Origin of the sequence: Eikenella sp. NML03-A-027, from assembly GCF_001648395.1 — a bacterium.
In the GTDB taxonomy this organism is placed as follows: domain Bacteria; phylum Pseudomonadota; class Gammaproteobacteria; order Burkholderiales; family Neisseriaceae; genus Eikenella; species Eikenella exigua.
This window is the reverse complement of the sequence record NZ_LXSM01000016.1, coordinates 216,812-229,979: the sequence shown is the minus strand read 5'-3', so window position 1 is coordinate 229,979 and position 13,168 is coordinate 216,812. Positions and strand designations below refer to the sequence as shown.

15 protein-coding genes are annotated in these 13,168 nt (G+C 54.3%); 8 read left to right on the top strand and 7 right to left on the bottom strand.

Annotated elements, in window-relative coordinates:
• The first annotated feature begins 72 nt into the window (after window positions 1-72).
• Window positions 73-543 carry a Dps family protein gene (locus tag A7P96_RS06570; protein ID WP_067525707.1) on the top strand — a complete coding sequence of 157 codons (471 nt, stop codon included), beginning with the start codon at window positions 73-75 and terminating at the stop codon, window positions 541-543.
• 208 nt (window positions 544-751) lie between these two features.
• Here A7P96_RS06570 and pyrH read toward each other — a convergent pair whose 3' ends face one another.
• Complete coding sequence (gene pyrH / locus A7P96_RS06565; protein WP_067439517.1) at window positions 752-1,465, bottom strand: UMP kinase; 714 nt, start codon at window positions 1,463-1,465, stop codon at window positions 752-754.
• A 169-nt stretch (window positions 1,466-1,634) separates the two neighbouring features.
• Window positions 1,635-2,057, bottom strand: coding sequence for an SMI1/KNR4 family protein (locus A7P96_RS11005; RefSeq protein ID WP_369799155.1), 423 nt, complete (start codon window positions 2,055-2,057; stop codon window positions 1,635-1,637).
• A gap of 47 nt (window positions 2,058-2,104) precedes the next feature.
• Here A7P96_RS11005 and A7P96_RS11000 point away from each other — a divergent pair, with 47 nt between their 5' ends.
• Window positions 2,105-2,245, top strand: coding sequence for a hypothetical protein (locus A7P96_RS11000; protein WP_197476457.1), 141 nt, complete (start codon window positions 2,105-2,107; stop codon window positions 2,243-2,245).
• Between the two features lie 32 nt (window positions 2,246-2,277).
• On the opposite strand, the gene A7P96_RS06555 is transcribed toward A7P96_RS11000, so the two are convergent.
• Window positions 2,278-3,249 carry a YheT family hydrolase gene (locus tag A7P96_RS06555; protein ID WP_067525706.1) on the bottom strand — a complete coding sequence of 324 codons (972 nt, stop codon included), beginning with the start codon at window positions 3,247-3,249 and terminating at the stop codon, window positions 2,278-2,280.
• Window positions 3,250-3,515: 266 nt separating this feature from the next.
• On the opposite strand from A7P96_RS06555, the gene A7P96_RS06550 reads away from it, so the two are divergent.
• Window positions 3,516-3,800: a hypothetical protein gene (locus tag A7P96_RS06550; RefSeq protein ID WP_067439523.1), complete on the top strand. Its 285-nt coding sequence runs from the start codon at window positions 3,516-3,518 to the stop codon at window positions 3,798-3,800.
• A gap of 120 nt (window positions 3,801-3,920) precedes the next feature.
• Here the strand turns inward: A7P96_RS06550 and murA are convergent, their stop codons facing one another.
• Entirely contained in the window at window positions 3,921-5,174 is a 1,254-nt protein-coding gene (murA, locus tag A7P96_RS06545; RefSeq protein ID WP_067525704.1) for a UDP-N-acetylglucosamine 1-carboxyvinyltransferase, read from the bottom strand.
• Window positions 5,175-5,478: 304 nt separating this feature from the next.
• Between murA and pheA the strand changes: the two genes are divergently transcribed.
• The 3 genes from pheA to A7P96_RS06530 all read left to right on the top strand — a co-directional run bounded on the left by pheA (window position 5,479) and on the right by A7P96_RS06530 (window position 7,645).
• Entirely contained in the window at window positions 5,479-6,558 is a 1,080-nt protein-coding gene (gene pheA, locus A7P96_RS06540) for a prephenate dehydratase (RefSeq protein ID WP_067525702.1), read from the top strand.
• Window positions 6,559-6,746: 188 nt separating this feature from the next.
• Complete coding sequence (locus A7P96_RS06535) at window positions 6,747-7,187, top strand: hypothetical protein (protein WP_067525701.1); 441 nt, start codon at window positions 6,747-6,749, stop codon at window positions 7,185-7,187.
• A gap of 53 nt (window positions 7,188-7,240) precedes the next feature.
• Window positions 7,241-7,645 carry a DUF6636 domain-containing protein gene (locus A7P96_RS06530; RefSeq protein ID WP_082887929.1) on the top strand — a complete coding sequence of 135 codons (405 nt, stop codon included), beginning with the start codon at window positions 7,241-7,243 and terminating at the stop codon, window positions 7,643-7,645.
• A 166-nt stretch (window positions 7,646-7,811) separates the two neighbouring features.
• On the opposite strand, the gene A7P96_RS06525 is transcribed toward A7P96_RS06530, so the two are convergent.
• Window positions 7,812-8,720 (bottom strand): AraC family transcriptional regulator, encoded by a 909-nt coding sequence (locus A7P96_RS06525; RefSeq protein ID WP_067525699.1) that lies wholly within the window; start codon window positions 8,718-8,720, stop codon window positions 7,812-7,814.
• A 272-nt stretch (window positions 8,721-8,992) separates the two neighbouring features.
• On the opposite strand from A7P96_RS06525, the gene A7P96_RS06520 reads away from it, so the two are divergent.
• Complete coding sequence (locus A7P96_RS06520; RefSeq protein ID WP_067525697.1) at window positions 8,993-9,334, top strand: carboxymuconolactone decarboxylase family protein; 342 nt, start codon at window positions 8,993-8,995, stop codon at window positions 9,332-9,334.
• 73 nt (window positions 9,335-9,407) lie between these two features.
• A complete protein-coding gene (locus A7P96_RS06515) occupies window positions 9,408-9,794 on the top strand; it encodes a rhodanese-like domain-containing protein (RefSeq protein ID WP_067525695.1) in 387 nt (128 codons plus the stop codon).
• 196 nt (window positions 9,795-9,990) lie between these two features.
• Here A7P96_RS06515 and A7P96_RS06510 read toward each other — a convergent pair whose 3' ends face one another.
• Both A7P96_RS06510 and A7P96_RS06505 read right to left on the bottom strand, forming a co-directional pair.
• Entirely contained in the window at window positions 9,991-10,575 is a 585-nt protein-coding gene (locus tag A7P96_RS06510) for a biliverdin-producing heme oxygenase (protein WP_067525693.1), read from the bottom strand.
• 146 nt (window positions 10,576-10,721) lie between these two features.
• Window positions 10,722-13,010 (bottom strand): TonB-dependent hemoglobin/transferrin/lactoferrin family receptor, encoded by a 2,289-nt coding sequence (locus A7P96_RS06505; protein WP_185737515.1) that lies wholly within the window; start codon window positions 13,008-13,010, stop codon window positions 10,722-10,724.
• Window positions 13,011-13,168 lie beyond the last annotated feature (158 nt).

Sequence of the window (13,168 nt, the reverse complement as noted above, 5' to 3'; positions counted from 1 at the left end):
ATACTCAGCACTACAATGGCTACCAATCAAACAGTAATTCTTTTTCCCAACTCTGTTTAATAAGGAGCCATCATGAGCATCAACATCGGTATCAACGAAACCCAACGCCAAACCATCGCCCAAGGCCTGTCTAAAGTGCTGGCCGACACCTACACCCTCTATCTGAAAACCCACAACTACCACTGGAACGTGGAAGGCCCGATGTTCCACAGCCTGCACACCATGTTTGAAGAGCAATACAACGAGCTGGCGCTGGCCGTGGACGAAATTGCCGAACGCATCCGCGCACTTGGCTTCAAAGCGCCGGGTTCCTACAGCGAATTCGCCAAACTCACGTCTATCCCCGATGGCCAAAGCAGCAACGATGCCCTTGCCATGATCCGCGAACTGGTGGAAGGACAGGAAACCGTGATCCGCACCTGCCGCGAGCTGTTTCCCGCTGTGGACCAAGCCAACGACGAGCCCACTGCCGATCTGCTCACCACCCGCATGCAAACCCACGAGAAAACCGCCTGGATGCTGCGCGTGTTGCTGCAAAAATAAGCAGGCTTGCCCAACACACCAACGCCCGTTGTTGCAACGGGCATTTTTTCTGCGGCACGAAAGGCTAGCCGAAACAAGATTGCCAAAGGAAGCTGAGCTTCTGTGGAGGCCAAATTTGGGTTGGGCGGATTTTATAGCAGGCTACCTGAAACCCAAAACATCAGGCCGCCTCCTAATTAGGAAGCGGCCTGCAATCTTACCAATTCAATCAAATATGCACCAAAGTGCCTTCGTCTTCGCCCAGCACCACCCGTTTGAGCGCGCCTTCTTTGGCGATGCCGAACACCACGATGTTCAGTTTGCGCTCGCGGCACAGCGCCAAGGCAGTAGCATCCATCACTTTCAGGTTTTTCACGATGGCTTCGTCAAACGTGATGTCTTGATAGCGCGTGGCCGAAGCATCTTTTTTCGGGTCGGCGGTGTACACGCCGTCCACATTGGTGGCCTTGAGCATGATGTCGCAGTTCATTTCTGCACCACGCAGCGCGGCAGCGGTGTCGGTGGTGAAGAAGGGGTTGCCCGTGCCAGCGGCAAAAATCATCACTTTACCTTCTTCCAGATATTGGATGGCTTTGGGGCGGGCATAGGTTTCGACAATCTGCTGCATGGAAAGCGCTGATTGTACGCGCGCAGACTGGCCAAGGCTTTCAAACGCATCTTTCAAAGCCAACGCGTTCATCACGGTGGCAAGCATGCCCATGTAATCGGCAGTGGCACGGTCCATATCGCTGGCTTGTGCGGCCACACCGCGAAACAGGTTGCCGCCGCCCACCACCACACCCACTTCCACGCCCATTTTGGCGATTTCCACAATCTGCCCGACAATGCCCATAATCGTGGCACGATTGATGCCAAAGGCATCGTTACCCATCAATGCCTCGCCGGAAAGTTTCAATAAAACACGCTTGTAGCGGATAGTCATGGCAGCCTCTCTTCATGGTTGGAAAATTCAAACGGCAGGCATTATACGCGCTTTCGACTGCGTCGGCTGGCTGATTGTAGCAGTTTATTAAATCAAGACTACCTGAGAATATCGGTTTTCAGGTAGCCTCTTTACCACGGTATCTATTAACTCTACTTAAAAATCGTCTTTAATGAATAAAATCGTATCTATCTTCAATTAAGGCAAGCAGATATTCATCGAAACTGTCGGCAATCACTTCCAGCTCGTCGGGATCATGCAGGTAGCGAACGATTTGCCCACCCTTGCCGGATGCCGATGGGGTGAGATCGATAAACATCTGCGAGGTGCCTCCGTTGTTCATGCAGTCGGAGAAATGTAGCCAGCAGGCATTGGCTGCATCGCGGGTGATACGGTCATCCACGGCCACTTCTTCAGCAGGGTAGACTCGGTTGATGTAGTCGGACAAATATTGTGGACTTTTGCTTTCCAGCATCTGCCAGGCGGAGAACAGATAGTAGGGATATTCCATAATATCAGAGCCGAGCAGAAACAAGCTGACTGTTTCGCCTTGGTATTCGCGCCAGTAGGTGCCGTCGGCGAAAGCGAGCAGCTCAAGCAGGGGGAGGCAGACGTTTGCGGATAGGTGACTTGCAAAGTATGGACATCTTCAGGGGCGATACCGTGCTTGATGTCGACAAAGTGTGCCTACTCGTCTGTACCGCCGCATTGGACGTAGGCTTGCTGCAAACCGGCGAGATAGTTTTGGGTAATGGTCATGATGTTTCCTTTCAACTCTGATTAGAGGCTACCTGAAAAATCTTCCTACCTTTTCAGGTAGCCTTTACTGCCACGCCATCGAAATAACGCAACACGGTATCCGGTAGCCAATCTAAATCAGCCGTGCCGGGAAAGCCGGCGTGGCCGCCGTATTCGGGCTGCAACAGGGTAACGGCTGGCGACACATCGCCCGCCTGCGGCAGTGATTCGGCAGGAATGAAGGGGTCGTTCAGCGCATTTAAAATCAGGGTAGGTACGGCGATTTGGCGCAACAGGGGTTTGGCGCTGGATCGGCGGTAGTAGTCGGTGGCATCGGCAAAGCCGTGTAAGGGGGCGGTGAAGCTGTTGTCGAAATCGGTGAGGCTGGCGGCGGCTTGCACGGCAGCGGCATCAATATGCGGAAAACGGGCGGCGCAAGCAGCAGCTTTAGGCAACAGCGAACGCAGGAAATAAGGTGCATACAACATTTTGCTCAAGCCCTGCTCCAGCCGATGCGAGGCGGCGGTTAAATCTAACGGCGCGCTCACCACGGCTGCAGCCTGCGGAATGGCACGGTTGCCCTGCTCGGCCAGGTATTTGGCCAATGCGTTGCCGCCCAAGGAAATACCGACGGCGCAGATGCGCGGGTAGCGCGAGTGCATTAATTGCAACATGTGCGCGACTTCGGCGCTGTCGCCGGAGTGATAAAACACAGACGCGCGGTTTTCCACTTCGCCGCAGCTGCGGAAATGCGCCACCACACCGTGCCAGCCGTGCCGTTGCGCGGCAAACATCAGGGCGCGGGCATAATGGCTGGCGCTGCTGCCTTCCAGCCCGTGAAACAGCATCAATAGCGGGGCATCGGGGCGTTTGCCATCCACAAAATCGTAGGCCACTTCGGTAGCGCCCAGGCTGTCGGGCAAAAGCTCACGCCGATAGGCCGGGCTACCAATGCGCACCAGTTTCGGCCAAATGCTCTGCAAATGCCCGCCACGCAGCCAAAACGGCGGCCAGTAGGCAGGCAGGGGGGAATTGTTTCGGTTCATGTGTGGCAATCCATTGAAAATATTTAATCGGCAGTACGCGCTTGGCTATCGACCGCTTCACATCAGGCAACAAATTAGCCCACTAATAGGCTAATTTATAAAGAAATTTATTTAAAGCCATTAGATTACTTGCCCACAAAATGCGACACTTACCGACACTGCCGTAGGTAAAAAGCGGCATAATCATTGTCAACCCTTACTCCGATATAGTAGAGTGTTTCCACAGCTACCGGCAACGGTAGCCATTTTTCACAGGAGAACTAACTATGCAACGCAAATTAACTATTCTGATGCTGGCCTTGTTGCCGATTGCGTCCGCATGGGCCGACGGTGTAAAAATCGGCAACGACTCTTCCGGCCTGCCGTCTGAATTGGTGCAAAACTTGGCGCAAACATCCAAATCCATGGGCGTGAAAGAGCCGATGAATATCAGCACCCGCAACGAAGGCGGTGCACGCTATGCCGTGGTATCCGGCACTTCCGGCACTACTTGCCGCATCAAACTGTCCAACGGCAACCCGCCCACCATCTTGGGCTTGTCCTGCCGATAATCCAAACCGGCAAATATTTAAAGAACAGCCCGAATATCGGGCTGTTTTTTCTTCCTGATGCTTGAGGCTACCTGAAACCCCTACGGTTGGTTTTTCAGGTAGCCTTTACTGTCGAATTGACTACTGTTTCAAACGTTCGATTTTCGCGCCCACTTTGCTCAGCTTCTCTTCAATATGCTCGTAGCCGCGATCCAAGTGATAGATGCGCTCCACGATGGTGTCGCCATCGGCCACCAGGCCGGCAATCACCAGGCTGGCCGAAGCGCGTAGGTCGGTAGCCATCACTGCGGCGCCGGAAAGTTGCTCCACACCTTTCACCAGCGCGGTGTTGCCCTCGGCGCTGATATGTGCACCCATACGGTTGAGCTCGGGCACATGCATGAAGCGGTTTTCAAAAATGGTTTCCACCATCCGGCTGCTGCCATCGGCCACCGCGTTCATCGCCATAAACTGCGCCTGCATATCGGTGGGAAAGCCCGGATGCGGCACGGTGCGCACGTCTACAGCTTTCGGACGCTGCGTCATTTTAATGTCAATCCAATTTTCGCCGGTTTGGATTTCCGCCCCTGCTTCCACCAACTTGTCCAATACCGCTTCCATGGTTTTGGGCGCGGCATTTTTCAGGCGTACCTGCCCGCCGGTCATGGCTACGGCGCAGAGGAAAGTGCCGGCTTCGATGCGGTCGGGCACCACGCTGTGAGTACAGCCGTGCAGTTTTTCCACTCCTTCGACGGTCATGGAGGGCGTGCCGATGCCGCTGATTTTCGCGCCCATCTTCACCAGGCATTCGGCCAAATCCACCACTTCCGGCTCCACTGCGCAGTTTTCCAGCACGGTGGTGCCTTCAGCCAGCGTGGCTGCCATCAGCAGGTTTTCCGTGCCGCCCACGGTAACCATATCCATCACCACACGCGCGCCTTTGAGCTTGCCGCGTGCCTTCACATAACCGTGCTCGATCACAATTTCCGCGCCCATGGTTTCCAGCCCTTTCAAGTGCTGGTCTACCGGCCGCGAGCCGATGGCGCAGCCGCCGGGCAGGCTTACTTCCGCCTCGCCGAAACGCGCCAGCGTGGGGCCGAGCACCAAAATGGAAGCACGCATGGTTTTCACCAACTCATACGGCGCGCAAGTATTGTTTACCGTGCCGCCGTTGATTTTGAATTCGCTCACACCGTCGCTTTCCACCTCCGCGCCCATGCCTTGCAAGAGTTTGTGCGTGGTTTTCACATCGGCCAGCATCGGCACGTTGGTCAAATGCAGAATGTCTTCAGTTAAAAGCCCGGCGCACATCAGCGGCAAGGCAGCATTTTTAGCGCCGGAAATCACAATTTCGCCGTGCAATGGGCCGTTGCCGGTAATTTTCAGTTTGTCCATGTTTCAGTTGAATTTCTTTAATCTTTAGGTTGAAGCAGCAGCCCTTGGCAACAAAGGCTACCTGAAAATGCGGGATTATAAACGTTTTGTATCAGCCTTAGGCAGCCTTTGCCCAACTTTTCCCGCAATGCTTTTCAGGTAGCCTCCCGCCCGCTCCAAGACTACCTGAAAACATTCAGCCCACACCAACGCCCCGTTTTTCTGCGCCATAGCAAGCCCACTTCACTTCCGCTGCGGCCTGTATCAAAAGGACGCTAATCTGCTATACAATCAACCCATCCCCAACCCGCACAAAGGCCGTGCCATGCCCGACCAATCCCTCGCCCCCCACCGCCAGGCCATCAACGCCATCGACGCCGAAATCCTCAGCCTGCTCAATCAACGCGCCGCCCACGCCCGCGCCATTGGCGAGCTCAAAGGCACCGGCACCGTCTACCGCCCCGAGCGTGAATCCCAAGTGTTGCAGCGCATTCGAAGCCTGAACCAAACCGCCGCCGGCATCCTGTCCGACGAAGCTGTTGCCCGCCTGTTCCGCGAAATCATGAGCGAATGCCTCGCCGTAGAACGCCCGCTCACCATCGCCTACCTCGGCCCCGAAGCCACATTTACCCAGCAAGCCGCCGTGAAGCACTTCGGCCACGCCGCCCGCACCCAGCCCTGCCCCTCCATCGACGAATGCTTCTGCCTCGTGGAAACCCGCCAGGCCGACTACGCCGTTGCCCCTGTGGAAAACTCCACCGAAGGCCTGGTCGGGCGCACCCTCGACCTCATGGTTTCCACCCCCCTGCGTGCCTGCGGCGAAGTGCTCCTGCGTATCCAGCACCATTTATTGCAGCAACCCGGCGGCAGCCCTCAGCCGGAAAAAGTGTATGCCCACACCCAAGCGCTGGTCCAATGCCACGAATGGCTCAACCACCACCTGCCACACGCCACCCGCATTTCCGTGGCCAGCAACGCCGAAGCCGCCCGCCTCGCCGCCGCCGAACCGCAAGCCGCCGCCATTGCCGGCCAGACCGCCGCCGAGCACTACCACCTGGCCAAACTCGCCGCCAACATCGAAGACGAGCCCAACAACAACACCCGCTTCCTCATCTTCGGCCACAGCCGCACCCGGCCCTCTGGCCGCGACAAAACCTCCCTCATCGTCTCCGCCCCCAACCGCCCCGGCACCGTGCACCGCCTGCTCCAACCCTTCTCCGAGCACGGCATCTCCATGACCAAGCTCGAAAGCCGCCCCAGCCGCGCCGGCCTGTGGGACTACCTCTTCTTTATTGACATCGAAGGCCACGCCGACAGCCCCCAAATCCAGCCCGCCCTCGAAGCCCTTGCCGAATGCGCCGCCTTCGTAAAAATCATCGGCGCCTATCCGCAAGCCGTGCTGTGAAACCCTGAAATATTTTTCAGGTAGCCTCTTTAGAATGCAGCAAAAGGCTATCTGAAACAAGCTTTTCGAAGGAAGTAGAGTTTCTGAGAAATTATTTAAAGAAGCTAAAACTAGTTTTTACAAAGCTAAAAAACATCCAACTTTGAGATACAATTCTCCTTTCCCAACCACTCTAATAGAGCAACACCATGCGTACCTTACCCATAGCAGCCGCAGCCATCCTACTCGCCGCCGCCGGCACCCATGCCAGAGTGGCATTCTTCCACAGTGTAGATGGCCAAATCACCTGCCGATACGGTGGCTACGCCCCCCAACTCACCTGCGAAATTCCCCCGCCTACCAAACCCATTCCTGTAGAACGCGAACCTCAAGACTGCCCCTTCGGAACTTGGAACGGCCAATGGAGCGGCAATATCTCCCTATTTGCAAAAGGCCCCGCCCACCTCAACTGCAACCACCACAACTACGCCAAATTCCAAGCAGGCAGCTATGCCCTCCCCGACAACCAGCCCTTCAAACTCTTTAACCAACCTGGCTGGCAATGTACTGCCCAATCCGGCAGTCTAAGTTGCACCAATACCGAAGGCCACGGCTTCCAAATCAGTCCAGACAGCCTGTACCGCTTCTAACTATCTGTTTACCAATCACTTTTATAACCACTCTCTATATAAGGAGTAACATCATGCGTACCCTCCCCCTTACCGCCGCAGCCATCCTGCTCGCCGCTGGCACCGCCCATGCCGACATCAAACTTTTCCGCAGCCCCAGCGGCAACATCAACTGCATGTACGACCACTCCCCCGGCGTAGTGGAATGCCAGATTCCCCAGCCCGACCGCCCCATCCGGCCCAAACCGCGTGATTGTAAACTCGATTGGGGCGGCAATTTCTCCATCTCCCGCACCGGCCGCACCCAAATGGGCTGCGTTGGCGATAGCCTCGCTAGCCCCGACAGCCGCGTGCTGCCCTACGGCCAAACCCTGCGCGGCGACGGCTGGCAGTGCACCAGCCGCACCAGTGGCATGACCTGCACCAACAGCCAAAACCACGGCTTTGAAATCAGCCGCCGCCGCCAACGCCTGTTCTAATTTCTGATACACACAAAAGGCTACCTGAAAGTTCCAGGTAGCCTTTTATCTGGAATAGGTAAAACCAGATACCGCCATATGCAACTAAAGGCTACCTGAAAGCACAGCGAACACAGCGCATGTTTTCAGGTAGCCTTCATTAATTAAAACACTATTCTCACTATTCTCAAGCTACAGCCTTCTCTGCCTCTTCCAGCTGCTGTACGCGGTATTGCTTCGGTGTTTGCCCGAAATACTGTTTAAACGCGCGGTTGAAATGCGATTCCGACACAAAGCCGTTTTCCAACGCAATGCGCAAAATCGTATCCGCACTTGCCGCCAGCTGCACTGCCGCCTGCTGCAAGCGGATAGACAGCACAAAGCGGTGCGGACTCACCCCGGTTACCGATTTAAACAAACGCATCAGCTGTGCCCGCGAAAGTTTCGCCATTTCCGCCATCCGTGCAATTGGCCACTCATCCTGCGGCGCGAGCAACACCGCCTGCAACAGCCCGCTTAGACGTGGGTCTTCCAGCTGCGACAAAAAAGATGGGGCACTGCTCTGCTGCCGATAGCGTCGCAGCACGGCCACCAGCATCACCTGCGAGAGCGCGTTCACCACCGTACCGCTACCATAGCGCAGCCTTTCCGCCTCATCCAGCATCATCGATGCCGTTTGCCGCATTTCCGGTAGCGGTAAAAGCAGGTATTCCGGCATACCCAGCCACAGCGCTGCATGGCGCGTATAGCGGTATTGGCCGCACAACAGTTGCAAGCGGTTGCCGCCGCAGTCTTTCACTGCCAACACTCCGTTTCCGTGAAGCTGCGGCTTGCCCGCTGGTTGCGCCAAACCTTCCAAACTGTCGGTAATACTGTGTGCCGTATCATAGGGAAGCAGTACCGCATCGCCCGTATGCAAAGCCACTGCTTGCCCGTCACCTACCCGCAGCCAGCCGCTACCCGACACCACCCAATGCAGCCGCGCTGTTTCCGGCTCGGTTTCGTGTACCAAGTGAAATCCACCGCCCAGCCGGCAGCACACATCAATCCGACCACGCAGCCATGCCAGATAAATTAATTTGTCTAACACATCCATTTTCATTCTCCTTATTGGCCAATGGCGGAAATATATCGCTAAAACACTTATTCCTTCATACAGCGTTGGCTCGCCTTGCCGTACTTTTACCGTTCATGGCTCGTCGCCTTGTAGGAAAAAAATAATTGTTTCAGCTATAGCACGCAGTCAAAAGAATGAGACGATCAGTCAATTCTTGCTCTAAAACTTATGCCATCATACGCCGCATCAGGCAGTTTCGATAAAAGCTATCCGTTCAAATTTCATTTGAGTTTATTGCTAAGGATAACATCATGTTTTTAGATTGGAAAAAACACGCTACCCACGTTAAACAATCCTTTACCAAACTCGGCAAAGACCACCCCAAAATGCTGGCCGGCTATGCCGCCCTCGAAAGCGCTGCCGCAGCCGAAGCGCTGGATGCCAAAACCCGCGAACTCATCGCCCTGGCTGTGGCCGTTACCACCCACTGCGAAAGCTGCATTGCCGTGCACGCCCAAGCCGCTGTGAAAGCCGGTGCCACCGAAAGCGAAGTGGCCGGTGCACTCGCCACTGCCATCTCTCTCAACGCCGGCGCTGCCTACATCTATTCCCTGCGCGCCCTCGAAGCCGTGGAAGACGCCCGCGAAGCCTAAACCGGTTTTCAGGTAGCCTTTAATGAATAACAGGCTACCTGAAAAACTCCCCCGCCATCAAGAAAGGTACATCATGAAGAAAACCCTCTCTCTAGCCGCCATCGCCCTGTTGACCGCCCTGCCCGTTGCCGCTTCCGCCCACGGCCAGCACAGCCGCAAGCCTGCCCAACAACAGAGCCAACCGCGCCACGCCCCCGCCCGCCAAGAAGCCGTGTGGATCGACGTGCGCACGCCCGAGGAATATGCCGCAGGCCATCTGGAAAACGCCAAAAACATTCCGCACGACCAAATCGGCCAACAGATTGCCGACCACGTTCCCAATAAAAATACCCCCATCAACCTCTACTGCCGTAGCGGCCGCCGTGCCGAAACCGCCAAACAAGTGCTGGAAAGCATGGGTTACACCAACGTACAAAACCGTGGCGGCTACGAGCAGCTCAAACAATCTGGCATGAGATGATGTCCGCAGTTTGATCCCATATAGCTGAAGCACTTACTCCTACATACAGCGTTGGAGCGCTTGGTATCAAGAAATAAGTACTTCGGCTGTAACTACCATTATTAAAAAAGGCTACCTGAAAACGTAATGCAGAGAAGTTTCTGCAAAGCTAAAGTTTCAGGTAGCCTTTTGTTATGCCGAAAACGGCTATCAAGCCTTACGCGGCTTCGGGCAATTCGAAGATTTCGCGCAGCAGTTTTTTGTAGAAGGCAAAAGCGGTGAGCGCGCCTTGCAGGGCTTGTTCGCGTTCACTGTCGGAAATGCCCAGATTGTTCAGCTGCTCGGCAAAACGGCGCCAATGTTTGCCCCTGCCATCGGCGTGCGGGCCGAGGTGGCGGGCACCGTGTTCGGCGTTGTAGCCAAGGTTGTTTTGCGCATCTTTAAACAAGAAGGCGGCGCCCACGTTGGAGCCTTCGGCACAATAGAGCCAGCCCAATGCTTCTGCGCCTTCGGGTTTGGGAATGGGCAGGGAAACGGCTTTTTCGGCAGCGTTCAGGTCTTGCAGATCGAGGATTACATCATCGTAGCGGGCAAGCTCGGCCAGGCCGGTGATTTTTTCGTTGAGCTGCGGGTTTTTGTAGATGTCGTCCACAATTTTGTGGAACACGGCTTGCAGCTGCAGAAAGCGGATGTAGTTTTCGGTGTTGTCGAAAGGTTTAACCGACATCACCAGCTCGTCCACGCTGTCGTGGGTGGTGCGGCAGTTTTCTTTCAGGTATTGCTTGAAAGGGATATCTTGCATGGTTTGTTTTCCTTTTTTAAAGTGTGTAGCCAACGTAATTCCAGGTAACCTCCCAAGAAGTGCAGCGACTACCTGAAAGTGTGAGCTTCAACGCAATTAAAACGAAGCCTCCGCAAGGAAGCGGAGTTTCTGCCATCGGCAAGGATTTAAAACTTAGCTTCAATAACAAGGCTGAAATTGCGGCCCGGGGCGCTGAAGCGTTCGATACCTGCATGGGTTTGGTTGTTCACACGGTTTACGGTGCCGAATTCGCGGATGCTGCGCAGGGTTTCCCAGGTATAGTAGCGGCGGTTAAACAGGTTGTAGATGCCGCCACGTATAGTAATGTGTTTTCTGAACTGGTAATTCGCAGTCAGATCGGCCAGCCAGATGTTGCTGCTGTGGCGGACAAAAGGGAAAGTGCGGCCAGTATCGTCATAGGAGGCGATAGTGTCTTCTGGTTTTTTGCGCGCGAAATAGCTGATATTCAAATCCACACCCCAACGACTGTCAGGCTGCTGGTAGCCGAAACCGATAACACCGTTAAACGGCTGGATAGCATTAATTGGAATACGTCCGTCAGCTTCGCCTTTGGTGTAATTGGCGGCCAACGTAGTATACATGCCGGCCGGCAGGCCGATGCTGTCGAGATTCCAGCGTGCTTTCAGCTCCAAACCTTTAATTTCGGCTTGGGAACGGTTTACGTTCTGGTAAACGTCGGCATATTCGCGGTTGCTCAAGGTTTTGTTGGTATAGTTCCAAGTCATAACCTCTCTGTAACCACGATGTACAAAATCGATGAAATCGGTGTAACGGGTGCGGTAGCCAGAAAGGCGTACATGCCCCCAATTGCCGTGCACATCTATGCCCAGCTCAACATTTTTGGAGCGTTCCGCTTTCAGATTCGGATTGGGCTCAACATAAAACAAGGTGTTGGGAAAGTAGAACCACATTTCATCGGTGGTGGGCGCGCGGAAACCGGTACTGTATTTACTCTGCAGGGTTACAGACGGACTGATATTCCAATCCAGCGCAGCCACATAACTGGGCGAGCTAAAGCGTGCTTGTTGGTTCCAAATACCCTTGGCTTCGAGCTGGCCTTTTACATCGGGGTTGAAGCTTTCCGTATCCAAAGTGTGCATTTTGGTGTGGTCGTAGCGCACACCGAGATTCAGCTTGAAGCGTTCGTTAAAGCGCAGAGTGTTGTTCCAATAAAGATTGTAGTTATTGGATTGGGTGCTGACCAAAAATTCTTTTTCATCGCGGTCGGAAGCCAGACGATCGGGATAGAAAACGAAAGTCCAATAACTGGTGTTACTGTTAGTATTGCGTTTGTGAGATCCACCCACGCCATATGCCGTATCCCACAATACATTTTTGCCAAAATCGAGATGTTTTTCGGCGGCCACTTTGAATTGGTTGGTTTCGTAATTCAGACTACGGCGGATAAAGTAGTTTTCGGCACTGCGTCCCATTCGGCGGATGTAATCTTGAGTGGGAATATCCCAAGTCATGGTGGTCATGCGGATTTTTTGCCGGTCGAGGCTTACGGTCAGCTTATTCCACGGCCCCCAGTCCAGTAGGTTTTCATATTCTAGGCCAACGCGGCGGCGGTAGGCAACATCGCGGCGGTAGCGGTAGCTAGTGCTGTCATAAGCGCCAAAAAGATTAGATAATTCATCTGTTTCCCGATCTTGTCGTGTAGTTTCGTAAATGCCGCTCAGATAGTTGCTGTCGTTGAAGTGGTAACCGAGGCGGAATAAATCGGAATGGTCTTCGGTGTTTTGTGGGTCGGGAATGCCGCGCGCCACGCCGCTATATTTTGTGTTGCCGAATTGGTAGTTATTGTTGAAGCTGAGATTTACATCTTTGGCTTCGCTGTAGTTTTTGGTTTCATGTCCGTTGCGCACGGTACCAACCACCAAAGCGTCAAACTTGCCCAATCGACCGGCAGCGGTAATGCTGGCCAACCATTGTTCGGAGCGGCTCAGATAACCGGTTTTCATCCCAACATAATAAGGCTTGTCTTCATCCACATAATCGCGCGGCGACTTGGTACGGTAAATCACCGCACCACCCAACGCACCGCTGCCGGCCGTGATGGAATCCGCGCCTTTGCTGATGGTTACTTCGCTCATGTGCTCCAGCTCAGCGGCGTTGCGGTTGGCATTGAAATTGCCGTATGCACCAAACAGCTCCTGGAAGGCAGAGGAAGAGCGGCTTTCGCCTTGATCAAGACCGTCCACCACAATGGCCACACGGTCTTTATCCACACCCCGGATACTGAAACCGTTGGAGCCGGCCCGGCCGCCTTCGGCCACACTGATACCGGGGTCATAACGCACCATATCGCGGATATCCTGCACCATTTCTTTATCCAGCTGCTCCCGTCGGATACGTTCACGTCCAAGCTGACGCGGCGTATGTTTGCGGCCTTGGATTTCAATGGTTTCCAATTGGGCAGAACTGGTGTCCTCAGTTTCGCCTGATGCCCAAACCGGGGCGGAAAAGATGCTACACAAAGCCAAGAATAAAATACTTGGTCGGTGTTGATGGATATGTGTTTTCATGATTCTATTAAAAAGTTTGAAATAATAAAGGCTACCTGAAAAAC